Raw genomic sequence first — 26,031 nt, 5'->3', positions numbered from 1 at the left:
CACCAGATCATCCGGCGTGTCCAATCTAAAAAATAAGCTTATCTATTATAACACAATTATCCTTCAGTCTCATCAGGATTCCTGTATTTTTTCATAAAACAGGCAAAAAATCTGTTAATGATTGCTTTATTTTTTGGTGGGCCTGCATCAGTTGGTCCTCATAACACTGCAGGTCCAGCGGATGATAGATATTCTCATGGCCGGAACCCTTCTTCCGTATTTTGCTGACGCTGCCTGTGCCAAGACCAATGATGTTTTGCTGCTCTTCGATCACCGCGATATTATAGTGGCATTCTTTGCCCTGAAGGGCATAGCCGATATTCTCAAGGTTACCGGCAATATACTTTTGTCGGTACAGATAATACGGAATATATCCGCGCTGTTGAATCCTGCGGTGGACTTCGCGCTGAATATCCTGCCAGTCTATAGACTCTTCGCGGTTTGAAGCTGAATGGTTTTCCCAGGCCGCAGAACCTCGTTTCAGCGCCAGGGCATGGACAGTAATGTTATCCGGTTGCAAAGCCAGTACTTTTTCCACACTGTCCAGGACTTCCTCAGATCCTTCACCCGGCAGTCCAAGGATCAAATCCATATTGATCACCCAGTCGGAAATATCTCTGGCTAGAAGAAAACATTCCCGGATATCGGCGGCCGTATGCCTGCGTCCAATCACGGGCAGCGTTGCCTCCTGCATGGTCTGAGGGTTAATACTTATCCGGTTCACCCCAAAATTCTTCATGACTGTCAGTTTTGTATGATCAATTGTATCTGGTCTGCCGGCCTCAACAGAATATTCACACCGCTCAGCCTGTGGAATCCCGTCACGGATGGTTTCCAGCAGCATCTGCAGGTCGGCGGCGCTTAGCACCGTCGGTGTACCACCGCCGATATAAAGGCTGTCGGCCTTCATACCCAGTCCCCGCATCATTTCCCCGGTTAGTTTGACTTCCTTCTTCAGAGCTTCCAGATAGCGGCAAAGCTGTCCGGTTTGTTTACCGGTCAGGGTATTGGACGGAAACGAGCAGTAGAAACAGCGGGACGGACAAAAAGGTATCGCAAGATAAACGCCGGCAAAATGCTCGGCTTCTTTCATCATTTGACGGAAAGGCTGCTGAACCTGTTCGATCTGGTGAAGCAGGCTCACCTTTTCCTGGTCAACGAGGTAAAGTTCTCGCAAGACTTTATTCTTTTGTTCTTCGTCATATCCGAGATCGGTCATTTTGCCAATGATTTTACCAGGCCGTATCCCGGTCAGACTTCCCCACGGAAGCTTTTTTCCGGTATATTCGGATAAAAATGTACATAATCCTCTCTTTAAAATGATCTGGGACAGCGGTTCTTTGCCGGGAAGCTTCAGTCTGTAGAAATCATCCGCTGATCCCGTCTGCACTGTCTTCGCATATTTTTTTCCGGTCGTTCTGTCGGTTAGGCAGATTTCATAAACCTTTCCCGAGACAGTATTCACGGATTCGATGTCCATGCAAAAACCTTTAGCATCAGACCGTCCATTATCAGCGGCACACCGTATTATTCCAGCATCCGATCGAACGGCGGCTGATCGCATGTCATCCGGTAGTACGTCGGAAGATAACTCTCCTGGCATGAGATTTCTGCCTGTTCTAAACTTTTTACCCGGAAAAAAAGCTGCTATAATTTGTGAGCAGCTGGCCAGCATTTTCGGATCGATTGTGGAACTGCAAAGAAGAATACTTTCCTCCATCAGGCCAGGTCTCCACTGATATATGGATTTCTGACCCTTTCCCGGCCAATGGATGTAAAGGATTCATGTCCGGGATAGACCAGGATTTGGTCGTCCAAAATCATCAGCTTATCATGGATGCTGCTGAGCAGTTTATGAAAATCTCCCCCTGGAAAATCCGCTCTGCCGATGGAGCAGTCAAAGAGCGTGTCCCCGCTGAACAGCACACCGTCCGTCAGCAGGCAGATGCCGCCCGGTGTATGTCCCGGTGTATGGATAACTTTTATTTGAACTTCACCAATAAAGAATTCCTGACCGTCTTCCAACAGTATTTCAGCCGGAGACATGACGTAGTCCCTGCTGAACATTCTGGAAAGGTTTTTCTGAGGATCCGTCAGCATCCCTGCATCCTCCCTGTGGACGGCGACTTCAGCATGCAGCGTTTTTCTCAATTCTTCAGCTGCCCCGATATGGTCATAATGTCCGTGCGTCAAGATGATCCGTTCAACCTCGAGGTTATGCCTCCTCAGCAAATCCTTGATCATCGCACTGCCCGATCCGGGATCGATGATTGCAGCCTTTTTGGTCTTGTCACAAGCCAGCACGTAGCAGTTCACACCCAAGACAGGCGTAATTATTCTTTCAATCACGCGATATCGCCACCTCTAAATCATATTTTAATTATTTCCTCCGCCCTGAATTCTTTCGACCACGGTAACATCTTTGACTTTGCGGAACTTGTTAAGAACAAAGTTTAAATGGTCGAGGTTTTTCACTTCGATTCTCAGACGGATATGGGAGACGCGGTCTTTGCCTACCCGGGCACTCATTCCGAGCATATGGGTCCGTGTTTCGGTGATCACGTTCATGATGTCGCTGACCAAACCCACGCGATCCAGACCGATAATCTCGATGTCTACAGGATAGATTGACTCGACAGCGGCTTCCCATTCAACCTCAACGATCCGCTCCTGCTCTTCTGCCGTAAGGCCAACGAGCTCCGAGCAGTCCGCCCTGTGGATTGATACGCCGCGGCCTCTCGTTATATAGCCGATGATCGGATCTCCGGGAAGCGGATTGCAGCACCGGGAAAACCGGATCAGGATATTGTTTACCCCCTTGACCGATACTCCCTGAGAATGCTTCACCAGGTGCTTGTGTTCTGCCTGAATCGGAAGAAGCGGCGTTTTCAGCTCTTCTTTCAGAATTTCTTCCTTCAAACGGCCCAGGGCCTTTTTAAAAGTAATCGCACCATCACCCATTGCTGCATATAGATCATCAATGTTGTTAAAACTGAAGCTCTTGGCTAATTTGATCATGTTTTCTGATTTTAAGGCTGTTGACGGTTCAAGCCCAAGTTTCCTGGCTTCACGCTCGAGGCCTTCACGTCCTCTGATAATATTCTCTTCTCTTTTTTCTTTCTTAAACCACTGGCGGATCCTGTTTTTGGCCTGAGAGGTCTTTACGAGACAGACCCAGTCCCTACTCGGTCCGGTGGGTGTCTTGGTTGTCAGAATCTCAACAATATCCCCGTTTTTCAATTTGGTGTCAAGTGGAACGATTCTTCCGTTGATTTTAGCACCGATACAGCTATGTCCGACATCCGTATGAACCCGGTACGCAAAATCAATCGGACAGGAATCGGCAGGCAATTCAACGACATCGCCTTTGGGTGTAAATACAAATACAGTATCCGCAAACAAGTCTATTTTCAGCGATTCCATAAATTCGCCGGCATCATCCTTGGAGTCATGCTGTACCTCCAGGAGCTGGCGAATCCAGGATAGTTTCTGTTCGAAATTACTCTCAATTTTTTTGCCTTCTTTGTATTTCCAGTGGGCAGCAATCCCGTATTCAGCCGTCCGGTGCATTTCCCAGGTCCGGATCTGGATTTCAAACGGGTCCCCGTGGTTTCCAATTAATGTCGTATGCAGTGACTGGTACATATTCGGTTTCGGCATCGCAATATAATCTTTAAACCTTCCGGGAATAGGCTTCCATAGGGTGTGAATAACCCCCAGTGCTCCGTAGCAGTCATTCACGGTTTTGACAATGACCCGGACTGCCGTCAAATCAAATATTTCACTCAGATCTTTGTTTTGATCGAGCATCTTTTTATAGATACTAAAGAAATGCTTCGGACGGCCGGCAATATCGGCTTCAATTCCGACTTCATCGAGCCTGACTTTAAGCTGCTCGATCACCTCATCGATCTGTTCCTGTCTTTCTTTTCTCTTTAAAGAAATACCTTCAACTAAATCGTAATATTCCTGCGAATGCAAATAGCGAAAGGCGAGATCTTCCAGCTCCCACTTGATCCGGAATATCCCGAGCCTATTGGCTAAGGGCGCATAGATCTCGATCGTCTCCTGCGCAATTTCCTTTTGTTTAGATTCAGACTGATATTTCAGGGTCCGCATATTGTGCAGGCGGTCGGCCAGCTTGATTAAAATAACCCGAATATCCTTGGCCATCGCCAGAAACATTTTCCTTAAGTTCTCAACCTGAACTTCAACCTTGCTCTTGTACGAAATTTTGCCGAGTTTGGTTACCCCATCGACGAGCCCCGCAACTTCATCGCCAAAATTCTTACGGATATCTCCAAGCGTTCTGTTCGTATCTTCAGCGACATCATGCAGCAGCGCAGCAATGATCGTCGAATCGTCCATCTCCAATTCGGCAAGAATCGAAGCGACTTCCAGCGGATGATAGATATACTTTTCGCCGGAATTGCGGAGTTGGCCGCGATGGGCAAGTTCCGCATATTCATAGGCCTCTTCAATTTTTTCCAGATTGTATTGCGCATTATTGGAAATCAATGTTTCCTTCAGTTGTTGAAAATTCATTAAGCCACCTCTGGGTTCCTATTCGCTCCAGACTCTGAAACGCAAAGAAGTCTGCAAGTAGGTTTTCTCGATATTGTTTAATTTAAATAAATACGGGCCTGTTCCGCCATACCAGCTGATGATGCCAAGTTCCTCAAATATTTTCATGATGTTGAGCTGCATTTCAGGTTTTTCCGCAGACGGTTCCCACCGAATAAAACCGCGTTCATCCATTACGCTCTTAAGGTTTCGATAGAAATCCGCCAGTATCTTCCGGGAAAGACGCGGTGCCGGAATCTTTTCTTCGGGGGCGGCAGTCTTAAAATCTGTCAGGTTCCCGCTAAAGGCCAGCTCCGTTTCGGAATATCCTTCAGACGTACAGGCGATTTCCTGCTCGGCTCTGACGCCAGAAGGACGGAAATCCTTGATGACGGCCTGGATGGTTTCGACATTACCGTAGCTGTTCAGCTCAAGATTATAAATAATATCGATCATATCGATGTTTTTGACCAGATCAAATTCTTGTCCCTTTTTAAACGCCATAGCTTCCCGTTTAAGCTTTGCTGCTGCGAGCGTCATTTTCAAATGTTCCCGGCCTTTACCGACAACAGAAACGTTTTGGACGGCAAGGCCGTCCGTTCTTAAGACAGGTGCTGGATTTCCTGCCCCGAACGGAGCCATCTGTTCCAGCTCTTCCAATAACTGAACATTCAATTCATCCCACGATATAATAGAATCAATCTGAAAACGTTCCTTAAAGATGATCCCAAGTTCAAGAAAACTGTTGTTAAGTCCTTCCCGGAGCTGCGGGATCTGGTCAACAGGAAGCGTAAATCCGGCCGCCTGTTTATGACCGCCAAATTTGCTTAAAGTATCCGCCTGTTTTTTTAATTCGTCGAGAACATGATAGTCCGAGATTCCTCTAGCTGAGCCTTTCCCAGTATCTCCTTCCTCGGCAATAAGGAAGACCGGCCGCTTGTAGCGCTCCACGAGTCGCGAAGCGACAATGCCAATCACCCCGTGATGCCAGTTCGGTGAGGACAAGACAATGACATTGGGTATTGGGTCTTCAGCCAGTATACGTTCAGCATCACAAAGCAGCTCCTTTTCGGTAAGCTGTCTCTGATTGTTTTCCTTGCTAAGTTCCCTGGCCATCTCCAACGCATCATTATAGGTCTCTTCAAGCAGTAAGTTCAGTGCCAGCCTCGCCGTATCCATCCTCCCGGCGGCATTGATTCTCGGAGCCACAATAAACGAGATCTGACCTGCCTTAAGCTTCTTGCCGAGAAGGCCGCATTCCTCCAGCATCGCCCTGATCCCGGAGTGCCTGGTATTTTCCATCACGGTCAGCCCGTTTTTGACGAGGATTCTGTTTTCCCCGACGAGCGGTACAATATCCGCAATCGTTCCGAGCGCAACCAAATCGAGATAATCATTCTCCGTGCCAAATGCCGCCTCAGAATAACCTAAACGGGCATATAAGGCCTGCAGGAGTTTAAAGGCTACCCCGACACCGGCCAGATGCGGAAACGGATAACCTGAATCCGCTATTTTGGGATTTAATATTCCGACTGCACAAGGCAGCTCATCCGGTGGTTCATGGTGGTCCGTGATAATCATATCGATGTCCAGAGTTTTGGCAAAGGCCGTTTCTTGAACTGCTGAGATTCCGCAGTCCACGGTAATCATCAACGAGACATTGTTATGGCTTGCTTTTTCGATCGCTTCCGAGTGCAGGCCGTAGCCTTCTTCCCGGCTCGGGATATGGACAACGACCTGATACCCAAGACTGGTCAGTCCTTTATACAGTAAGGCTGTTCCTGTTACACCATCGGCATCGTAATCCCCGTAGATCAAAATCTTTTCCTGATCTGCCCTTGCCTCGGCAAGCCTTTGCAGGATGACCTCCATATCTTTAAACAAGAACGGAGAATGCAGGTCGAGCAGAGATGGCTTCAAAAATTCCAAAACACTGTCTCTCGAAGAATAACCGCGATTATGAAGAATACTCAGGGTACTGCGGGAGAGTCCCGCTTTTTCTAAAAATGCTTCCCCCGAATACGTCTTTTGTGATAAAACCCACAAGTTGTTTTCCATTAATTAATTCCTATTTCTGATCTTCAGAAGCGCCGGCAGTATTTTCTTTGGCAACAGTTTGACCGTCTTTGTTCTGACTATCTCTTTGCGGTATATCGATCGGATCAGCATCCGAAGCTGCAGCTCTTTTGCTGGTAAATTTTTTATTGACTTTCGTTTCTTTCCTGCACTTCAATTCCCGGCGGAGTGCAAGGCAGAACATCAGTAAGGCACCTGCGAAGACCGAACAGAAAATAACGAGAACCAGCGGCAAATCTGCTGTCCAGAATAAGAAATGGATTGGAACAACTGCTGCATTTTGAACCGCAAAAATCACCACAATGAGCGCAATAATGATTGAAACTAACAAAATGACCATACTTTTCCCTCCTTTGTATCATTAATTCGTATCATTAATATAGTATATTTCCTATAATAAGCCAACCTGTGCAAAAAATAAACTTAAAAATTGCTTGAAGCACAATCGCTCTTGAAATACTCCGATAGTTGAAAACGAGCGGGATGCCTATAATAGCAGTCCAAATCAGGATCGCCGGTATAAACGGCAGTAGCATTCCAAACAGGAACAGCGAAGTAACACTTCCGCCAGCTACCTTGAGGACACGAAAATTGTGTGTTTTCCTATTCAACAGATACGCCGTAATTAATCCAAAACACATATAGGCAAGAATGATGATTTCCCAGAACAGAATACTGCCCGGTTCATTCACCGCAAAATTGACTGCAGATACAATTAGGCCCGCAATCACGAGACCGGAGTAATTACCAAGAAGCGTTATGCCCGCCGCACAAATCAGGATTAACTCCAAACCCAGCAGATTCCAAAACAACAATCCGTCACCCTGCTTTTTATCAATGTCTACTACCTTAACAACCCTATCATATATCTCAGCAGGATATAAAGGCTTTAGGGTTGATATGGTACTGTTCCTGTATAGTATTGCCCTGTTCTCACTGGAATAATTATACTCTCTGGCCAAATCTTATAAACTCTTGATGAAAAAATAGTCCCTGCCACTATTCGAGCAAGAACTACATTAATTTAGAAATCAATTTAAAACTTTATATAATGAGCTGCATTCTGACATGCAGACCTGCTTCAATAACCCTATGATCAGTCTGGGGGACACAGTTCCGCTGTGAGCGGAGCACGATGCGGAGCGCGGCTTTTTGCGCCAAGGATGGCGCAACAGCCGAAAAGCGGTATTGTGACCCACAGACTTACCCGATAAAATTAAAAAATATTCTAGGGATACCCTGTCTTACTTCTCTTTCAGGTACAACTCATCAAGGTTAAGCCAATAATTGATCCGATCTTCACGGGGGTCCAAGCTGATATCAATATTGCTGAAAACAAGCAGCACGCTTATTTCCGGTGTCTCCAGCTTCAGGCACATATCATCCAAAGCTGCCTGATAAGTTTCCGCCTTACCCGGCGGGAACTTATCAGCAATCTGATCGAGATAACCGTTCAACTCCTGTTCGAGAATCACACGGTCATCTTTCATAATCTTCAAAGACGGGATATTGTTATTGGCAGGGTACGTCCAATAGATGCGATAGGTACCTTTGTCGCCGTCAATCGTGATATATTCCTTCCCATTTACATTTCCCATCTGCTTTACAGATTCCATCTGCATATTAATAGCCCAGCGGTAACCGCTGATATCTACGGGTTCGGCCGGTAACATCAGGGATGTTGCGATATAATTGTCTTTTCCTGGCATATCCTCAGGTTCCGGCCAGGTTTTATCAAAACCTAGTTTGTCTTTGAAGACATCGCTCTGGGCAAGACGTCGATCAAACCAGGACGGCAGCTTTGCCTCACTGGCACTGGCCAGATAGTCAACTGCATCGGTAATCGATTCACGTACTGCGCGTTCCGGTTGGACAGCTGAAGGAGTCAGCTGGTTATCCTTCAGTATTCCCTGGCTGACCAAGATCTTTTCCAGTCGATTTACCTGCGCAGTGACCGGAAGTTCCTGATAGCCAACGACTGGCAATACGGAGAATACCGCAAGCACACAAGTCAGGACAGCAATTACAGCATGTGACCTAGCCTTTCGTATCATCAGCAGGACAGCCGCTGCTAAGGCCACAATCCAGATCAGTATGAAGGAATATTCAATCGTTTTAAGTCCTGACTTGCCCAGCTGGATCACGACTGCCCAGGCTTCGAAGGCGAGAATCACCAGGGCGGCGATCGGATAAACGCGGCGATAGAATTTTGCCAGTGCGGATTCGTAATTCGTGACCATCATATGGAGCCAAATCCCGCCGATGGTATAAGCTGAGGCAATGCCGGAAAGCTGGACGAAAGACGATGCGCCTATGCCGCTCATAGTCGTTTTGCCCGCCCAAAGAAGCAGAACTGCGGTCAACGCCAGGATAATCGGAATCATGATGCTGCCAAACAGAATTTCAATAAACCGCGGCTGTTTCTGGGCAACTTCACGGTGTTCGTCAACTTCTCCTTTGCGGAAATCCGGAAAATAACCCACAAAAATCGTAAAGACTAAAAAGCCGGTCAGGGTCCCGATAACCATATAAACCTTGCTGCTCATACCGTGATACAATAGGGCTTGGACAGCACCTGCAACGCCGGAAGCCCCGCCCATAATCACTGCTCCATAAATGATAGCGATAAAGAAGGCCTTTTGCGTCATGAATAAGGACCTGGAAAAATCAGACTGTTCTTTGGGATACCCTGCCAGCACAGTAAAGACAAGGAAGCTGACCAGCATAGCCATACTCACCCGGGCAGCAGCCAGGACTGTAACTACAGCATAGTGGGATCCCTCCGGGGTCGTTCCTCCAAACTGGTAAAGCGCCAGGAAGGTTACAGCTGCGGCCATGACACCGAGCAGGTTGGCAGCCAAAAAAGTTTTTTTCTGGTTAATCCGGCTTTGGGCAGCCGTAATTACGGTCAGACTGAATACCGCACCCATTGCAAAAGCCCAATGCAGACTGTTAAACAGAAAGTTATAAGGTTCTTGTTGCGGCCAGTCAAGCTGAATCCTGATCAACGTTACGACGGCAAAACCGAAAGCACAGGCAATTGCAGCTGGGAAAGTTTGAAAGGCCTTCGCTGACCCACGAAAAACCTGGACAATCGACCGGGTAAAAGCATTCATCCATATACCTCCTTGCTGAAAAATTCTATTCCAGAGTAACGAGTCCATTTTGAGTTAGTCTTAACAAACTTTCGACATACATACGCTTATCCTTCTTCATCGCTGGGGCTTCGTTTATTACGAATATAACAGCAACTGCCGAGCATCTAAGACCCGTGTCACACTTCAAATATTATGTTAGAGATCTTTGGCAGCCTTGGGTCCCCGGCAGATCGCAATCTTGCCGGTCCTGACGATTTCAATGATTCCGTAGTCATCAAGCAGTTCGCAAATCGCATCAATTTTGACATCTTCACCGGTCAGCTCAATGATCATGGTCTCTTTATTGACATCGACAATATGGGCCCGGAAAATTTCGGCGAGGTTTACAATTTCCGCCCTGTTTTCCGGCGAAGCCTTCACCTTGATCAGAGCAAGGTCTCTGTGTACCCTGTCCTTTCCGGTAAGATCAATGATTTTGATCACATCAATTAGCTTGGAGAGCTGATTGACAACCTGTTCCAATTCATATTCATCATCGGCATCAACCTCAATGGTGATTCTGGACATGTCGGCTTCCTCGGTATAGCCGGCGTTAATGCTTTCAATATTAAAGTTCCTCCGACTGATCAACCCGGAAACGTGGGTCAAAACACCCGGTTTATTTTCCACCAATACGACTAAGGTATGTTTCATTTTCAGCCCCCCAATATCATTTGGTTTAAACCGGCCCCGGTCGGAACCATCGGCAAAACGTCCTCTTCTTCAGGAATGCGGATATCTACCAGGAACGGGCCTTCCGAGAAGATTGCTTTTTTCAGAACAGCTTCAATTTCTTCTTTCTTATCAAGACGGACGGCAGGAACACCCATCGCTCTGGCGATCTCGACGAAGTCTGCTTTCGTTCTCATACAGGAATGTGCATAATGGCTGTTGTAAAATTCCCGCTGCCATTGGGCAACCATCCCCAAAGATTGGTTATTTAAGATCATGACTTTGACAGGCAAATTCAAGTCGGCAATCGTCATCAGCTCCTGGCAATTCATCATGAAGCCTCCATCGCCGCATATGCAAATGACCTTCTTATTTGGTTTCCCGACCTGGGCTCCCATGGAAGCTGGAAGGCCGTAGCCCATCGTTCCAAGTCCCCCGGAAGTCAGCAGTGACCTTGGGTGTTTAAAACCGTAGAACTGGGCGGTCCACATTTGATTTTGGCCTACGTCCGTAACAATAACAGCGTTACCTTCTGTGATTTCACAGATCTTTTCAATTACAGGCTGCGGCAGTATTTCATCCGTATCTTTTTTATACGTGAGCGGCTTTTCCTTTTTCCAACCAGACAGCTTTTCCAGCCACGGCTTAAACTGATCCTGCCATTCTTTGGCAGGTTTTTCCTGCAGTTTTTGATAGAACTTCTCAAGTGTCCATCGCAGATCGCCAATCACCCGGATATTTGCCCGGACATTTTTATTGATTTCTGCCGGATCAATATCGAAATGCACGATCTTAGCGTTAGAAGCAAATTGATCCAACCGTCCTGTGACCCGGTCATCAAAACGCACGCCGATTCCAATCAGCAGGTCCGTCTCGGTGGTGGACATATTCCCAGCATACGTGCCGTGCATCCCGATCATGCCAAAAAAATGAGGATCATCACTCGAGATGCAGCCCAGCCCCATCAGGCTCGAGACAGTTGGCACCCCGGTATAGGCTATTATTTTTTGCATGATTTCAGAAGTGTCCGACAGATTCAAGCCGCCCCCGATGAAAAACAAAGGCTTTTTGGCGAATTTAAGCTCGTCAAATACGGCATTCATCGTCTGGCTGTCTCCCTCGCAGATCGGGGTATAGCCTCTTAGATTAACCTCTGCGGGATACTCAAAATCTATTTCTTCCGCAAAGATATTTTTCGGAATATCAATTAAAACAGGGCCCGGACGGCCTGTACGTGCAATATAAAAAGCTTCTTTTACAATCTTCGGCAAATCCCTGACATCCCTAACCAGGTAATTATGTTTGGTAATCGGGGTTGTGATCCCGCGTATATCCGCTTCCTGAAAGGAATCCCGCCCTAAAAAAGATACTGCAACCTGACCGGTAATCAGCACCAGCGGGATAGAATCCATATAGGCTGTGGCAATTCCAGTGATAAGATTCGTGGCCCCAGGGCCGGAAGTCGCCATACACACGCCGACCTTGCCGGTTGCTCTGGCGTAGCCGTCGGCAGCATGGATTGCGCCCTGTTCATGTCTTGGCAGAACATGAGGAAATCCGGACATATACAGCGCATCATACAAAGTTAAGACCGATCCGCCGGGATAGCCAAAAACGACTTGTACATCTTCCTTTTTGAGACATTCAATGATTGCTTGTGCTCCGGTCATTTTCATTCTGCTATCTCTCCTCTCTCTTGTATGTATTATAGTACAGAACGCAAATAAATGCACGAACTATATCAGTTCAGTCTATCCATTGTTCTTGTTGTTAATTAACTTACTTGTTGTTAATTAACTTAAATGAAAGACGCATACTGTCTCCCATTAGAATTCTACTGTAAGATTGGTTTTCGCCAGATAGATTTTGCCGGCATAACATTGGGAAGCTTCCTCTGCCAGCTTTGCTGTTTCACCAATATGCGGAAAATGAGTCAGCAGAAGTGCTTTCGCCCCAAGTTGTTTTGCCAGGGCCGCAGCTTCGGTAGAGGTCAGATGCCCCTGGAATAAGCCGGTTTCATGGGCATACAGGCTTGATTCAGTAATCAACAGATCTGCTCCGCTCTCAAACCGGCTTAAATCAGATGCAGGCCCAAGATCACCGGTATAGACCAGGACTTTGCCGGCATATTCAAGCTTCATTGCCAGGTTGTAGGCATCATGGACGGTTGGAGCAAAGGATATTTTTAAGCCGTCAAGATCGAGAACCGCGTCCGGCTTTATTTCGATACCGCTGCTGTATTCACCGAAGGTCAATTCCTCAAAACGTCCCGGCTGATTACTCGCATAGACCGGAAGCGGCTGCGTTCTTTTCTTAAATGCAAACGCAAATTTGCTCGCATACAGAAGGCAGCCGAGGTCTGCCGTATGGTCATGGTGAAAATGGGAGATAAAAACCGCGTCGATCTGCTCGTGGGAAACATGCTTCCATAAATTCGCCAATACCCCGCTGCCGCAGTCCAATAGGACCGTATGCCTGCCTGTCTGCAAGAGATAACCTGCTGTTGCCTCTCCTGCTTCGGGATATGCTCCCCAGCAACCTAGAACAGTTAGCTTCATTTTCCTCGTCCTTTCTAAGTGTCATATATTACTTGGGCTGGTCTCCATAATGTATAGCCGCGCTGTCTATACATTACGGAGACTGATTATCAGTTATTGATGTATATCAGTAAGTAGTCCCGCCCTTTGCTCCATGAATGTCAAAAAGGACCCCGGAAAATCCGGGATCCTTGAATGATAGCATGAATTTAGCTTTCAGCCGGATTATCTTTTTTATTGTCTTCGCTGGTTCTCTTTTTAATCTCAACGACAAGCTGGCTGGCAATGCAAATGGAAGAATAGGCGCCGAAAAATACGCCGATAATCATTGCCAGGGAGAATGATCTGGTCGATTCTCCGCCCAGGAAGAATATTGCGAGCAGAGCGATCAGTACAGTGCAGACAGTCTTTACGGAACGACCCATCGTCTGCCAGACAGATTTGTCGACCATATCCTCGAAGCTGTCTTTCTTTTTCATGCGTCTTTCATTCTCTCTGATACGGTCATAGATGACGACGGTATCATTAATTGAATAACCAAAGATGGTAAGAATTGCCGCGATAAACGCTGCATCGATTTCCCACTGGAATAAGGAGAATAAGCCCAGCGTAATAAGTATATCATGCAGAAGCGCAATGACGCTCGAGACAGCATAAACAAAACGGAAACGGAACGAAACATAAATCAGAATCAAAAGTGAGGCAACTGCCAGCGACTTGATTGCACCTGATTTTAGTTCGTCGCCAATTGCCGGCTGAACAAGCTGTTCTTCAACATTTTTCATATCGAACGTTCCAGCCTGTTTCTGAATTGCCGCCAGAAGCTCGTCCCTCTTGGTCTGATCCAAAGCTTCCGTTCTGACGATAGCCGAAATGTCACCATTCGTCAGCTGTACGCTACCGGTCAGCCCGACAGAATCCATGGCCTGATTGATATCTGCCTGCGTTACTTTTTCATTAAACTGAATATTGAACATCGAACCGCCTTTATAGTCGATACTAAGATTCAGTCCCTGCGTACAAAGCGAAATAATACCAGGAATCATGAGAAGTAAAGAAAGTGCAAACCAGATATAGCGTTTTTTTACAATATTAAAATACAGTCTATGTTCATGTTTGACATCATCATAACTGGCCTCACTGGCGGCAGGGGTAACGACCGGGGCCGTATTTTTGAGTGTCTTTTTGTCTTTATACTTGTCAGCCACTTATTTTACCTCCTTTACGCCAAACAGCCATTTGCTCATACGCGGGTTAATGCCGACAATCCAGCGCATAACCCAGCGGGTAAACGTGATGGCCGTAAACAGGCTCGCTACGATACCGACAATCAGTGTAATCGCAAAACCTTTGATCGAAGCAGACCCGAGCAGAAATAGTGCCAAGGCAGCAAAAATGGTCGTAATATTGGAGTCAAACACAGTAATGAAGGCCCGGCTGAATCCGGCATCCACGGCAGCCCGCAGCGATTTGCCAAGCTTTAGTTCTTCCTTGATTCTTTCGTAGACAATAATATTCAAATCGACGGCCATTCCAATGGATAAGACAAACCCTGCTATACCTGGCAAAGTAAGAACCGTCCCGATTCCATATAAGCCCCAGAGTACAATCACTGAAAAAACCACAAGAGAAAAATCAGCGACCAGCCCCGGTAAACGATAGAGCAGCAACATGAATAAGAAAATAAAGATAAGCGCAATGACGCACGCATTTAAACTTTTATTCAAAGAATCCGCACCCAGAAGCGCACCCACCTGATTCTTTTCAACAATGCTCATGCTGACCGGCAATGCACCAGAACGGAACATAACAGCATACTGGGCTGCTTCTTCCAGCGACGAATAGCCCTGGATCTGACCTTGCCCGTCCACAATCGGCACAGAAACTTCCGGATCTTGAATCTTCCTCTCATCCATATAGATACCAATCTTTTGACCGAGATATTTCGTTGTGATATCCGCAAACTTTGAGGTACCCTCAGAAGTAAACGATATTTGCACAACATAATCCGTGCGGCCTCTGGAAGTATCAACCGCTGCCTTCGCATCCTTCAGCATGGAGCCGTCCATCAGGATATTTCCATCCGGATCCCGGAAAGTCAGCTTAGCCGTTGTCTGCAGAACTTTAACAGCCTCATCGGGATCAGCGACTCCGGCCAGTTCAATAATAATTCTCTTTTTATCATAGTTTGTCTGAATATAGGGTTCGGACACTCCGAGCCCGTTAACACGTTCTTCGATGACAGCCCGTGCTTTATCCATATCGTCTTTGGTAATCTCTGCGCCGTCTTTACCCATTTCAGCCTGTAAAACCAGATGAACGCCACCGCGTAAATCAAGTCCTAACGGAATCCCGGTTTCAGAATTCGTCAGCGGCTGAATCGAAAAGAAAACTACAACAGCAACGAGAATGACAGTTACTGCAAGTTTTAAAGTATTTCCCCGTTTCATTCTTTTTCCTCCTAGTAGAATAAAGGGACTTGCCCATACAAGCATCATTATATCCCTTTTGCATTTGAGGTGTCAATTTCAAAGCAATAAGCAAGTGTTATGGCACTTGCTTATATTTGGATTATATGCAATAGATTTCAAACTACGCCGATAACAACTTTCCATAAACCAACATAACTGGTTTTCTAACACAGTTTATTTATCGCCCTCAACCTTGGCATCATCATCTTCATCAATTTCTTTAGTTTCTTCATTCTCTTCTTCAGGTTCAGGCTTATTCTTCTTATTACTCTTGACAGGTGTATCCTTGCCGCCTTCAGCACTTTTGATCGCGGTCTTAAGTATTTCAATTTCAACGTTATTAGCGATCTTGATGATAAGCGTATCTTCTTTTATTTTGGTAATGGTGCCCAATATTCCGCCAATCGTTGTGACTTTAGCCTTCATTTTAATGGACTCCATCAGTCTCTGCCGCTCTTGTTTCTGCTTTCTGCTCGGCAAAACAAACATAAAGATAATCATAACTACAAATAGTACAAAATACATCATCGTTGTCGTGCTTTGATTCATAAGTAAAGAATCCCCCTTAATTGTAAATTACCTAAATATGCCTACTTCATTTGATTATATCATCTTTATTCCGCAAATTCAGCATGTATTTAGATTATTTTTCTATTTAAATTTTTCTATTTCAACTTAATTTCTAAGCTAGTTTTCAGAACTTTATTATCTGTACATACATTTCATATTATTGTCTTATTTTTCATAACCGTAGTCGGCAAAGAATTGTTTCCGGTATTCCGGAAGCCGGTCTTCGGCAATCGCCTGGCGGACCTCTTTCATTAAATGGGTTAGGAAATGCAGGTTATGAACCGTCATCAGCCGGTGTCCGAAAATCTCATCCGCTTTGATCAGGTGCCGGATATACGCCCGGGAATAATTCTGACAGGTATAACAGCTGCAGGTAGGATCAATCGGCGTAAAATCATCGGCATATGTGGCATTACGGACCACGACCTTGCCGAACCTCGTCATTGCCGTCCCATTTCGGGCAATACGTGTCGGCAGCACACAGTCAAACATATCAATACCACGCATGACACCCTCGATTAAATCATCAGGTGAACCCACACCCATCAGATATCTTGGTTTGGCTTCGGGCAGCAGCGGAACGGTATAATCCAGCACTTCGTACATCAGTTCTTTGGATTCCCCCACGCTTAAGCCCCCCAGTGCGTACCCAGGCAGATCAAGTTCGGTAATTTCTTCAGCACTTTGTTTGCGGAGATCCTCATACATTCCTCCCTGGACAATGCCAAAAAGGGCCTGATGATCGGTGGAAGCCAGCGTATTTTTGCAGCGCTGCAGCCAGCGGAAGGTCCGTTCAGCGGATTTTTTCGTGTACTCCCGGGTCGCCGGGTAAGGCGTGCACTCATCAAAAGCCATTACAATATCCGAACCAAGAGCGATTTGGATTGCCGTCGCTTTTTCCGGACTTAAGAATTGTTTGGAGCCATCAAGATGGGAGCGGAATTCCACGCCCTCTTCGGTGATTTTCCGTAAATCCCCGAGACTGAAAACCTGGAACCCCCCGCTGTCGGTCAAAATCGCGCCATCCCAGTTCATAAATCTATGCAGGCCGCCTGCGCGTTTAATCAGTTCGTGACCCGGACGCAAAAACAGATGATAGGTATTGCTTAAGATCATGTTGGCTCCGAGAGCCTTCAGTTCTTCTGGGCTGACCGATTTTACGGTAGCCTGAGTTCCCACCGGCATAAACACAGGCGTCTCTATCATGCCATGAGGCGTATGAAGTCTTCCCAGACGGGCCTTGGTACGGGTGTCTTTCTTTAGTATTTCCAGTTTAACGGCAGCCAAAACATTTCTTCCTCTCTTTTTTGTGAAATCAACCCGGAAACATGGCATTCCTCATGTGTTAACGGGAACTAGAATGCGTGCATCTTTCCCATGTTAAACTAAAAACATGGCGTCCCCAAAACTGAAGAAACGATATTCCTCACGGACTGCAGTCTGATACGCTTCCAAAATCAATTCCCGGCCTGCAAAGGCACTGACCAGCATCAGCAGTGTCGAGCGCGGAAAGTGGAAATTTGTGATGATGGCATCGACAATTTTGAATTGATATCCGGGGTAGATAAAAATATCCGTCCATCCTTCGGTCTCGGACAGCACATTCCCGGAAGCATCTTGACAAAGTCCCGCTGCGGATTCCAACGTCCGGACTACGGTTGTCCCAACCGCAATCACCCTGCGGCCTTCTTTTTTGGCCAGAGAGATTCTGGCGGCAGTCTCAAAATCGATGCTGAAATATTCCGTGTGCATTTGGTGCTCGGTGATTTCTTCCGTCTTTACCGGCCGAAACGTTCCCAGACCGACATGCAGCAGGACTTCAAGAACCTCGACTCCTTTGTCCCTAATCCTCTGCAGCAGCTCTTCCGTAAAATGCAGGCCTGCAGTAGGTGCCGCAGCCGAACCGTTTTCTTTGGCATAAACAGTCTGATACCGCTCTTTATCGTTTAATTTTGCGGTGATATACGGAGGCAAAGGCATCTCGCCGAGACTGTCCAGGACTTCCTCAAACAAGCCGGAATACGTAAAATGAATGATCCTGTTTCCGTCGTCAAGAATTTCGATCAATTCCCCACGCAAAAGTCCTCCCCCGAAAACAACGGTTTGACCCTGTTTCAGCCTTTTGCCGGGTTTAACCAGGACTTCCCAGCGATCCCTGTCTATTCTCTTCAGCAGGAGTACCTCAATTTTTGCTCCGGTGCCTTCTTTTTCCCCAATTAATCTGGCCGGAATCACCCTAGTCTTGTTCAGGACAAGTACGTCTCCCGCATTGAAGAATTGCACGATATCCTGGAATAAATAATGAAATATTTCACCTTTGGCTTTATCCACCAGCATCAGCCTTGATGAATCCCGTGGTTCCGCCGGTGTTTGGGCAATGAGCCTTTCCGGCAAGTCGTAATCAAAATCCTCCAACCTCATTCTCTGCTACTCCATTTTCACCAAATCAATATTTTTGTAGTAATAGTTTAGGATATCCTGATAAGAATAACCTTGCATTGCCATATCATAGGCACCCCATTGGGACATCCCGACGCCGTGTCCCCAGCCCCTGCCGTTGAAAACAAATACACCGTATACTCCAGGTTTTTCTGCTATACCGTCATTGGAGCTTTTGATCCTGGAGAGCAGCGGACCACTGCCTTCTTCCGTAGAGATCCCTGCCAAAGAATTCCCAGTCAAAGAAATCTCCGGGGTATTTTTCTGAAATACAGGCATGATATATTCTACCTGAAATAGTCTTCCAAGGAAAGAATCATTTGAAAGAGATCCTTCGGGATAAAACTTGCGGACAAAGTCCCCGCCGGATACCGATTTTTCGTTGCCTAACCAGTCTTGAAGCACGACACGGTATACGCGGCCCGATACATATTTTGCCAGTTTTACCTGTCTTACCGGGGCAAGATCAAAAGCTTCTCCAAGAACATCCGCGGCAATTACAAACCTCCAGTGATTGGTATAGCCTCCAATGCCGTTGGAAAACGGATCTGGCATGGACGTATAATGAACGTCCTGATTCTGCCAGACATTCTGGGGGGCCTCCGTATAACCGCCGTTATGTGAAGAGTAGAAAATGGAAATGGGTCTGCCGGTATCCTGATCAGTCAGGACCTCTCCCGTCGTTGCTGTCACCGCCTGGCTGGCTTCCCCTTCCACTGATCTGCCGAGGTAAGCCTGATGGATATCGGGTGAGTCCGTGATAACACCACCGTTTATATTTTTCAGCAAATATGTCCTTGCGGCGACCGCCTGCGCTTTCAAGGCTTCAAAACCCTTTGCTGCCCAGGCATTGCTCATCTCGATCGGAACGACTCCTTTCAAGTAGTCTTCCTGCTCAAGTGAATTATACAGCTTCCAGCAACCGTTTTCTTTCACAATAGAAAGATTTCCGCGGTAGCTGATCCAATCCTTTTCGGGTTCTCTGACCCGAAAAACGCCCTGATTCTCGGAAGTAAGCTTAACTTTATTTTTCTCCAGAATCACGAACTGGTCACCCACAGCCAGGAAATCTGCCATACTGCTCTGGCCGATCTGGCAGCGGTCCCCGGCTGTTAAGCTGACGCTGAAATCATTATAGTCAAGAGTATAACTGCCCTGTCTGACTTCGATTTCCAACCAGCCGGTTTCAGGGAACTGCCAGACAAGCTTCACAGTTACCTCCCTTGCAAGCGCTGCATTCGGTGTCAGGGTAATCAAAAAAAGCATTACAGCAAATAATAGGCAAAAAGCTTTAGACAAAAAAGCGCTCTGTTTAACACCGCAGCCATGGAAAAACATTTGAATCGACTCCTTCACTATCCGGCTGTTAAACAGATTGCCCAACTATCGTTCAGTATATTCAATTATTTTCCTATAGAAAACCTGGCTTACGCCAAGCCTTTGGCGCTGGCTAAAGTCTTAGTTGCCCTTAGCTGAATCAGAAAGCTATTTACTTTCTGGTTCACAAAAAAGTCCCGTCTGTACATTCGCTGGAAGATCCAATCCAAAATAGCTGTAGACCTGGTTCGTTACCATTCTGCCTCTTGGTGTCCGCTGCAGGAAACCTCTCTGCAGCAAAAATGGTTCCACAACATCTTCCAGGGTCTCGGCCTCTTCACCTACAGTAGCAGCCAGCGTTTCCAGACCAACCGGTCCTCCGTCAAAATTCCGGATAATGGCCAGCAGAATTTTCTGATCCAGACTGTCCAGGCCCATCGGATCAACTTCGAGCTTATCCATTGCTTTGGCTGCCGTCTGAGAATCAACAATCCTGCTTCCCCAGAACTGCGCATAGTCCCTTACCCTTTTGAGCAACCTGTTGGCCACCCGCGGTGTCCCTCTGGAACGCTTGGCAATCTCCTCCGCTCCGTCCGGTGACAAATCCACTTTCAGGATCCGGGAAGCCCTGACGACGATCTGCAGCAGTTCCTCCGTCGTATAAAATTCCAGCCGGCTGATGACCCCGAACCTGTCCCTCAAAGGAGACGTCAGCTGCCCGGCTCTGGTCGTCGCCCCGATCAGCGTAAACGGAGATAGGGACAGCCTGATGGAACGAGCGCTCGGTCCTTTACCAATCACGATATCCAGACAATTATCTTCCATCGCGGAATACAAGACTTCTTCCGCTGTCCTGCTTAGACGGTGAATCTCATCAATGAACAGTACATCGCGTGGTTCGAGTGAAGTCAAAAGTGCCGCCAAATCTCCCGGCCTTTCAATCGCCGGTCCGGAAGTCGTCCGGATATTGACTCCCATCTCGGCCGCAATAATATTGGCCAGCGTGGTCTTGCCGAGTCCGGGCGGACCATAAAGAAGGACATGGTCGAGAGCCTCTCCCCTGTTCTGGGCCGCCTGGATAAAGACACTTAAGTTTTCTTTGATACTTGCCTGTCCGATATATTCCATCAGCCTGCCCGGTCTTAAGGCTTCGAAATCCCGGTCTTCAGGACGCTCCAGGGAAGTGATGACTCTTTCCAAGTTGGTTCCTCCTTTAGTGAATGAAGTTACTATCGACTTGCTCGGGTTTGTCTCTGTAATGGATGACCGCTTTCGGCAGATAGCGCCCTCCATGGCGCTAACAGCCGTGCTGCGCAATCCATGCTCCGCTTGGCGCTGGCCATCCATTACAGAGACCTAGTCTGGAGTTAGTGAAAGCTTAATTTCAAATTACTTCTGAATCGTTGTAGTAGTTAAACGTTTTTTACTACACAAAGAATGCGCTACATTCCGACATGCGGACCTACTTGAATAACCAGTAGATCAGTCTGTGGGCCACAGTTCCGCTGTGAGCGGAGCAGGATAGCGCAGCGCGGCCTTTTGTGCCATGGATGGCACAAAAGGCCGAAAAGCGGTATTGTGGCCCACAGACTTGCCCTGATAATGGTTTTAGATATAGAGATAAGCAACAATTTGTGTAAGTAATTTGAGAATCATGTGCGAGTATATCAAAGGGTATCACATATGTTCTGATGGTCCTGCCAATAAGCGAAGCGCTTCTTTGAGCTGATCCTCCATGGAAGACAGTCCTCTCTTTTCCGCCCTGGTCAGGGCGTCACGCGCTTCATAGCGGGAAAAGCCCAAAGCCAGCAACGTCTCAAGTGTATCATTTGGCGGAATGAACGATCCCAAATCTTCCGTTCCGGCTTTAATATCGACATCCTTGATCTTTTCTTTCAGTTCAAGAATGATTCTCTTCGCAGTTTTGCTGCCGATTCCAGGAACTTCGGTTAATAAAGAAACATCCTCACAGGCAATTGCCGTCTTAATCCTGCTGACTGCAAATGACGATAAAATCGCCAGTGCAGCTTTTGGACCAATCCCTGTAACGCTGAGCAGCTGCAGAAACAGCTCTTTCTCATCGCGGGTCAAAAAACCGTACAAAGAGAGGTCATCTTCCCGCATGATTAAATGGGTATGCAAGACAGTTTCTTCCCCCTGCCTGATCTTTACCATTGAACTTACCGGAACATGGAGTAAATAGCCTACGCCGCCGACATCAAGCACCAGGCGGTCCGCTTCGGCTGTCCACACAGTCCCCCGCAGCATTCCGATCATTTTAACATTCCTCCATTTATCCGGCGTCCCATGCTGTGCGCATGACATATGGCGATGGCCAGCGCATCAGCTGTATCATCAGGTTTTGGTGTTTCCTGCAGCGACAGGATTGCCCTGACCATATACTGTATCTGTTTTTTATCTGCTTTGCCGTATCCGACCACAGCCTGCTTGACCTGCAAAGGTGTATATTCGGATACTTCAATATTCCGGCGTGCAGCGCTCAGCAGAACGACTCCCCTGGCCTGTCCGACCGTAATCGCTGTCGTGGTGTTGCGGTTAAAAAACAACTCTTCGACAGCCATCACATCCGGTGAATATTCTCCCAGGAAATCCTCCAGCGATTCGTAAAGCATTCTGAGCCTGTCCGGCATCGGCAAATCTGACGGAGTCCGCCAACAGGAATAAGTGACCGGGGAAAGCTTTTGGCCATTTTTTTCGATCAGTCCGTACCCCATGATGGCGGTTCCCGGGTCAATGCCAAGAATCAACATCTTCTTGCTCCTTCTGTGATCCGCATTCCATTCTTTCAGTAGCCTGTCAAGCTTATCATCCTATACTCATACCATGTTCAATTCTAAATCTTATCTATCCAGGCGGAAGATATGATTTAGAGATCAGCATCTTCCAGTGATTCGGCAAGGTCAAAGTTTGTATAGACCTTCTGAACATCATCATGGCTCTCCAACGAATCAATCAACTTAATGATCTTTTTCGCTTGTTCGATATCGGCGATCTCGACGCGGTTGACTGGAATCAGATTGATGGCCGCATTTTCAATCGGTATCTTACTGTCCAGCAGCACTTGTCTGACTTCCTGCATGCTGCCCGGCTCGGTGAAGATTTCGTAGCTCTCATCTTCAGACGCGACATCCTCTGCACCTGCCTCAAGCGCCAGAAGCATGATTTCATCTTCATCCATTTTTAAATCTTCTTTCGGTACATCAAGCTGTCCTTTTTCCGTGAACATCCAGCCGACACTGCCGGTTTCTCCAAGGTTGCCGCCGTTTTTCGAGAAAAGATGACGCATCTCTGATGCTGTCCGGTTCCTGTTGTCTGTCATCAGCTCCACCATGATCGCAACTCCGCCGGGACCATAGCCTTCGTAACGCAGTTCTTCATAATTGGCGCCTTCTCCTGCTCCGGCACCCTTTTGGATCGCGCGCTGAATATTGTCATTCGGCAGGTTGGCTGCCTTGGCATTATCAATCGCAATTTTTAACCTAAAGTTCCCGTTCGGGTCTGCACCGCCGGCCCGTGCGGCCACCATGATCTCTCTGGCTAATTTTGTGAAAATCCGGCCTTTGATAGCATCGGTTTTGGCTTTCTTATGTTTAATATTGGCCCATTTGGAATGACCTGACACAATGATTCCTCCCTGATACATTATAGCCTATATATTTTACCATGTAGCGGAAGCTCAGGCAAAAAAAAGATTGTTATTGTCAGATTATTTCTTCTACATATCAAGCAGGGACTGCCTAACTGTAATAATAAGTTGGTTTTGCCTGATCCCAGAAATCCTCAGAGTACTATGATTTTCATGTATTTTCTCCTCAATACGTTCTGCGTTAAAATCCAGCAATGCCCCAGTAAAATAGATGAAGATGCTTCACACTGACGTTTTACTGGGGCATCAGGAGATTACGTTTTTCGGCAAGTCTTGTGACTGTATTTTGCCGCTTCATCAATAATCGGCATTATAACAGCCATAATTTCATTTGGATCCAATGTATTGAACAATACGTGGCCAAATGAAATATAGATCTTACACTTGCATTGATCCAAACAAATCTTGGGCAAGTTTGGAAAGTTTTTTACTCGATGAAGATAATTCCTCCATAAATGCCAACTGTTCCTGAGTCGCTGCGGAAACCGTTTGGATTTCCTCTGACGTGTTCCGGCTTGCATTTTCAATCCTGGCAACAGAATCAAATATCAACCGGTTGCCGCTGAGGGCCTGCTGCAGGATAGAAGATACTTCATTAATCTGAACAAAAACCTGATTAATCATTTCCACAATTTTGGTAAATGCTTCACCACTGTTATTGACTGTTTCAATGCCATGCTTCACTTCTTCATTCACAACATCTATCGCCGAAGAAGCAATATGGGAATCTGTTTGTATCGCATTGACAATGGATGCAATTTGTTTTGCAGCTTCTTGGGATTGGTCGGCCAATATCCGGACCTCTTCCGCAACCACAGCAAACCCTTTCCCTTGCACCCCCGCACGTGCCGCTTCAATCGCTGCATTTAAAGCCAACATATTCGTTTGATCGGCAATTCCAGAAATATCGTTCACAAAGTGTTCGATTTCTTTTGACCTTTCTCCGAGTTGCCTAATAATCGCGGCAAAACTCATGACCGATTGATCTATACTGTTCATCTGACTGACTGATTTCCCAACCGTGTCCTGGCCTTCTTTAGCTTTTTCTACCGCTTGGGAAGATTGACTGACCACTTCATTCGTATTTCTGGTGATTAGCTCCATACCATCCGACATTTGCTTCATAAAGGCCGATAATTCAACCGTAGATTCGAGCTGTTTATCGACCCCGCTTGCAATACTGGTAATGGAACCGACGATCTGATTGGATGCAGAGGCCGTTTGCTCTGATCCTATATCCAGTTGCTTAGCCAACTTCGATATTTCTTCAACACTAAGTAAAACTGCACCACGGTTTTCCATCGCATCCGCTAAAAGCTTATTGTTAATATAAGCAAGCTGCCCAACCTCATCTTTCCCCAAAAAGTCAGATGACAAAGCTTCTCGTTTTTGGGCTGCAGCCGCAAGGCCTTCTTGCAAACGAACCACAGGTTTGAGAATTAACGTATGTACCAGAATCCCAATAATCAATGCCGTAATAGAGAATGCCAGCGCGCAAGCAATCATGACATACTTGATTTTCGTGGCAACATCCGTTATTCCGGCTGCCCCTTGCCCGTTGCCGATCAAAACATAATAAGCGAAGCAAAGCAGTGTGATAAACACAACAGTCACAAACAACAATACGCCGATTAGTTTGCTTTTAATGCTTAAATTTTTAAATCCCATACTCTTCTCCCCTGTCAATCTTGCTAACATAATGATAATTTGAGAATATATATCATGATTCTATATTTGAATTTTAATTTTTTATTCGTGAAATACCATGTATCATATGATACATTAATTTTATTTGAATATACTTTACCATCACAGTCAAATATTTTGCACTATCCGATATGTCCTCCCAAAAAAACAAGCCGTTCCGATTTTTGTCCGAACGGTTTTATTGCACAAAAAGACTACTGCATGACTTTATGATTATCATCGACAAAAACGACAAACCTGCCATTCTTTTTCGTCACTAGCCCTTTATTCTTTAAATTTTTAATACTTTGTGTTACCCGTACGCGGGTTGATCCTACGATATCCGCGATAAATTGGTGCGTGAGCTGTTTTTCGAGATAATAAGTATTTCCGTTTTTTATGCCGTATTTTTTGGCCAAGTTGATCAGAAGAAAATAAATTCTGTCTTCCGCATCTTCAAATGTCTGTCCCGCCAAGTAAAAAGACAATCCTTGCAACTTTAAAATGACTGATTTTAACATGCAATCCAAAATGCTGGGGTCCTCATAACCGGCTTTTGTCAGTACACGCTGTTCAAATACCGCGATATCAACAGGTGTAAGACACGTAATTGTCACGGCATAATAAAGCCCGTCAACAAGTACGTCGTCAATGAAAGTGCGCGCTTCACGAATCGCAACGGTACGCTTGCGCCCTCCGGCACTTGTAATGCTGACTTCCACCTTGCCGGACAACAGCAGGAAAAGTCTATTGTCCAGTCCTTCCCAATAGATGACCTCCCCTTTTTCATATTTTTCTACTTTTGATAACTTTAGCAGCTTCTGTACCATTTCATCGTCAATCATATTTTCTGTCCAAGGAGACCACGCTTCCCACTGAGCCATATCATCACAACC

General features: G+C 46.4%; 22 protein-coding genes. All 22 read right to left on the bottom strand.

The window, feature by feature from the left end:
- Positions 1-91 precede the first annotated feature (91 nt).
- The 22 genes from hemZ to NC238_06975 all read right to left on the bottom strand — a co-directional run bounded on the left by hemZ (position 92) and on the right by NC238_06975 (position 26,019).
- Positions 92-1,720 carry a coproporphyrinogen dehydrogenase HemZ gene (gene hemZ / locus NC238_07080; protein MCM1565703.1) on the bottom strand — a complete coding sequence of 543 codons (1,629 nt, stop codon included), beginning with the start codon at positions 1,718-1,720 and terminating at the stop codon, positions 92-94.
- Positions 1,720-2,349 carry an MBL fold metallo-hydrolase gene (locus tag NC238_07075; protein ID MCM1565702.1) on the bottom strand — a complete coding sequence of 210 codons (630 nt, stop codon included), beginning with the start codon at positions 2,347-2,349 and terminating at the stop codon, positions 1,720-1,722. The genes hemZ and NC238_07075 overlap by 1 nt, the downstream gene beginning before the upstream one ends.
- A gap of 27 nt (positions 2,350-2,376) precedes the next feature.
- On the bottom strand, positions 2,377-4,545 hold the full coding sequence (locus NC238_07070; protein MCM1565701.1) for a bifunctional (p)ppGpp synthetase/guanosine-3',5'-bis(diphosphate) 3'-pyrophosphohydrolase: 2,169 nt from the start codon (positions 4,543-4,545) through the stop codon (positions 2,377-2,379).
- A gap of 18 nt (positions 4,546-4,563) precedes the next feature.
- Positions 4,564-6,621, bottom strand: coding sequence for a single-stranded-DNA-specific exonuclease RecJ (recJ, locus tag NC238_07065; protein MCM1565700.1), 2,058 nt, complete (start codon positions 6,619-6,621; stop codon positions 4,564-4,566).
- A 10-nt stretch (positions 6,622-6,631) separates the two neighbouring features.
- Positions 6,632-6,979 (bottom strand): lipopolysaccharide assembly protein LapA domain-containing protein, encoded by a 348-nt coding sequence (locus NC238_07060; protein ID MCM1565699.1) that lies wholly within the window; start codon positions 6,977-6,979, stop codon positions 6,632-6,634.
- Positions 6,980-7,013: 34 nt separating this feature from the next.
- Entirely contained in the window at positions 7,014-7,601 is a 588-nt protein-coding gene (locus NC238_07055) for a hypothetical protein (protein MCM1565698.1), read from the bottom strand.
- Positions 7,602-7,883: 282 nt separating this feature from the next.
- Positions 7,884-9,755: a DUF4153 domain-containing protein gene (locus NC238_07050; GenBank protein ID MCM1565697.1), complete on the bottom strand. Its 1,872-nt coding sequence runs from the start codon at positions 9,753-9,755 to the stop codon at positions 7,884-7,886.
- Positions 9,756-9,932: 177 nt separating this feature from the next.
- Positions 9,933-10,430, bottom strand: coding sequence for an acetolactate synthase small subunit (ilvN, locus tag NC238_07045; protein MCM1565696.1), 498 nt, complete (start codon positions 10,428-10,430; stop codon positions 9,933-9,935).
- Positions 10,431-10,432: 2 nt separating this feature from the next.
- Positions 10,433-12,124 (bottom strand): biosynthetic-type acetolactate synthase large subunit, encoded by a 1,692-nt coding sequence (gene ilvB / locus NC238_07040; protein ID MCM1565695.1) that lies wholly within the window; start codon positions 12,122-12,124, stop codon positions 10,433-10,435.
- A 150-nt stretch (positions 12,125-12,274) separates the two neighbouring features.
- A complete protein-coding gene (locus NC238_07035) occupies positions 12,275-13,006 on the bottom strand; it encodes an MBL fold metallo-hydrolase (protein ID MCM1565694.1) in 732 nt (243 codons plus the stop codon).
- 188 nt (positions 13,007-13,194) lie between these two features.
- Positions 13,195-14,193, bottom strand: coding sequence for a protein translocase subunit SecF (gene secF / locus NC238_07030; GenBank protein ID MCM1565693.1), 999 nt, complete (start codon positions 14,191-14,193; stop codon positions 13,195-13,197).
- Positions 14,194-15,435 (bottom strand): protein translocase subunit SecD, encoded by a 1,242-nt coding sequence (gene secD / locus NC238_07025; protein MCM1565692.1) that lies wholly within the window; start codon positions 15,433-15,435, stop codon positions 14,194-14,196.
- Positions 15,436-15,630: 195 nt separating this feature from the next.
- Positions 15,631-16,005 carry a preprotein translocase subunit YajC gene (gene yajC / locus NC238_07020; protein MCM1565691.1) on the bottom strand — a complete coding sequence of 125 codons (375 nt, stop codon included), beginning with the start codon at positions 16,003-16,005 and terminating at the stop codon, positions 15,631-15,633.
- A 186-nt stretch (positions 16,006-16,191) separates the two neighbouring features.
- Positions 16,192-17,313 carry a tRNA guanosine(34) transglycosylase Tgt gene (gene tgt, locus NC238_07015; GenBank protein MCM1565690.1) on the bottom strand — a complete coding sequence of 374 codons (1,122 nt, stop codon included), beginning with the start codon at positions 17,311-17,313 and terminating at the stop codon, positions 16,192-16,194.
- A gap of 93 nt (positions 17,314-17,406) precedes the next feature.
- A complete protein-coding gene (queA, locus tag NC238_07010; protein MCM1565689.1) occupies positions 17,407-18,447 on the bottom strand; it encodes a tRNA preQ1(34) S-adenosylmethionine ribosyltransferase-isomerase QueA in 1,041 nt (346 codons plus the stop codon).
- A 6-nt stretch (positions 18,448-18,453) separates the two neighbouring features.
- Positions 18,454-19,803: a SpoIID/LytB domain-containing protein gene (locus NC238_07005; GenBank protein MCM1565688.1), complete on the bottom strand. Its 1,350-nt coding sequence runs from the start codon at positions 19,801-19,803 to the stop codon at positions 18,454-18,456.
- Between the two features lie 147 nt (positions 19,804-19,950).
- Complete coding sequence (ruvB, locus tag NC238_07000) at positions 19,951-20,982, bottom strand: Holliday junction branch migration DNA helicase RuvB (protein MCM1565687.1); 1,032 nt, start codon at positions 20,980-20,982, stop codon at positions 19,951-19,953.
- A gap of 477 nt (positions 20,983-21,459) precedes the next feature.
- On the bottom strand, positions 21,460-22,059 hold the full coding sequence (ruvA, locus tag NC238_06995; protein MCM1565686.1) for a Holliday junction branch migration protein RuvA: 600 nt from the start codon (positions 22,057-22,059) through the stop codon (positions 21,460-21,462).
- Positions 22,056-22,553: a crossover junction endodeoxyribonuclease RuvC gene (gene ruvC, locus NC238_06990; GenBank protein ID MCM1565685.1), complete on the bottom strand. Its 498-nt coding sequence runs from the start codon at positions 22,551-22,553 to the stop codon at positions 22,056-22,058. The genes ruvA and ruvC overlap by 4 nt, the downstream gene beginning before the upstream one ends.
- Before the next feature lie 116 nt (positions 22,554-22,669).
- Complete coding sequence (locus NC238_06985) at positions 22,670-23,425, bottom strand: YebC/PmpR family DNA-binding transcriptional regulator (GenBank protein ID MCM1565684.1); 756 nt, start codon at positions 23,423-23,425, stop codon at positions 22,670-22,672.
- Between the two features lie 402 nt (positions 23,426-23,827).
- Positions 23,828-25,117 carry a methyl-accepting chemotaxis protein gene (locus NC238_06980; protein ID MCM1565683.1) on the bottom strand — a complete coding sequence of 430 codons (1,290 nt, stop codon included), beginning with the start codon at positions 25,115-25,117 and terminating at the stop codon, positions 23,828-23,830.
- A 233-nt stretch (positions 25,118-25,350) separates the two neighbouring features.
- Positions 25,351-26,019 carry a Crp/Fnr family transcriptional regulator gene (locus tag NC238_06975; GenBank protein ID MCM1565682.1) on the bottom strand — a complete coding sequence of 223 codons (669 nt, stop codon included), beginning with the start codon at positions 26,017-26,019 and terminating at the stop codon, positions 25,351-25,353.
- Positions 26,020-26,031 lie beyond the last annotated feature (12 nt).

It is taken from the genome of Dehalobacter sp. (assembly GCA_023667845.1).
Lineage (GTDB): Bacteria > Bacillota > Desulfitobacteriia > Desulfitobacteriales > Syntrophobotulaceae > Dehalobacter.
The sequence above is the reverse complement of the archived record's forward strand: the minus strand, read 5'-3'. Positions and strand labels throughout refer to the sequence as shown.

Excerpts from the sequence above, each read along its gene's own strand:
- NC238_07070 (MCM1565701.1), bottom strand. The coding sequence starts at position 4,545 with ATGAATTTTCAACAACTGAAGGAAACATTGATTTCCAATAATGCGCAA.
- ilvB (MCM1565695.1), bottom strand. The coding sequence starts at position 12,124 with ATGAAAATGACCGGAGCACAAGCAATCATTGAATGTCTCAAAAAGGAA.
- NC238_07005 (MCM1565688.1), bottom strand. The coding sequence starts at position 19,803 with ATGTTTTTCCATGGCTGCGGTGTTAAACAGAGCGCTTTTTTGTCTAAA.
- NC238_07035 (MCM1565694.1), bottom strand. The coding sequence starts at position 13,006 with ATGAAGCTAACTGTTCTAGGTTGCTGGGGAGCATATCCCGAAGCAGGA.
- secD (MCM1565692.1), bottom strand. The coding sequence starts at position 15,435 with ATGAAACGGGGAAATACTTTAAAACTTGCAGTAACTGTCATTCTCGTT.
- NC238_07050 (MCM1565697.1), bottom strand. The coding sequence starts at position 9,755 with ATGAATGCTTTTACCCGGTCGATTGTCCAGGTTTTTCGTGGGTCAGCG.
- NC238_06975 (MCM1565682.1), bottom strand. The coding sequence starts at position 26,019 with ATGGCTCAGTGGGAAGCGTGGTCTCCTTGGACAGAAAATATGATTGAC.
- NC238_06980 (MCM1565683.1), bottom strand. The coding sequence starts at position 25,117 with ATGGGATTTAAAAATTTAAGCATTAAAAGCAAACTAATCGGCGTATTG.
- hemZ (MCM1565703.1), bottom strand. The coding sequence starts at position 1,720 with ATGGAGGAAAGTATTCTTCTTTGCAGTTCCACAATCGATCCGAAAATG.
- queA (MCM1565689.1), bottom strand. The coding sequence starts at position 18,447 with ATGAGGTTGGAGGATTTTGATTACGACTTGCCGGAAAGGCTCATTGCC.
- NC238_07060 (MCM1565699.1), bottom strand. The coding sequence starts at position 6,979 with ATGGTCATTTTGTTAGTTTCAATCATTATTGCGCTCATTGTGGTGATT.
- ilvN (MCM1565696.1), bottom strand. The coding sequence starts at position 10,430 with ATGAAACATACCTTAGTCGTATTGGTGGAAAATAAACCGGGTGTTTTG.
- ruvA (MCM1565686.1), bottom strand. The coding sequence starts at position 22,059 with ATGATCGGAATGCTGCGGGGGACTGTGTGGACAGCCGAAGCGGACCGC.
- ruvC (MCM1565685.1), bottom strand. The coding sequence starts at position 22,553 with ATGTTGATTCTTGGCATTGACCCGGGAACCGCCATCATGGGGTACGGA.
- yajC (MCM1565691.1), bottom strand. The coding sequence starts at position 16,005 with ATGAATCAAAGCACGACAACGATGATGTATTTTGTACTATTTGTAGTT.
- recJ (MCM1565700.1), bottom strand. The coding sequence starts at position 6,621 with ATGGAAAACAACTTGTGGGTTTTATCACAAAAGACGTATTCGGGGGAA.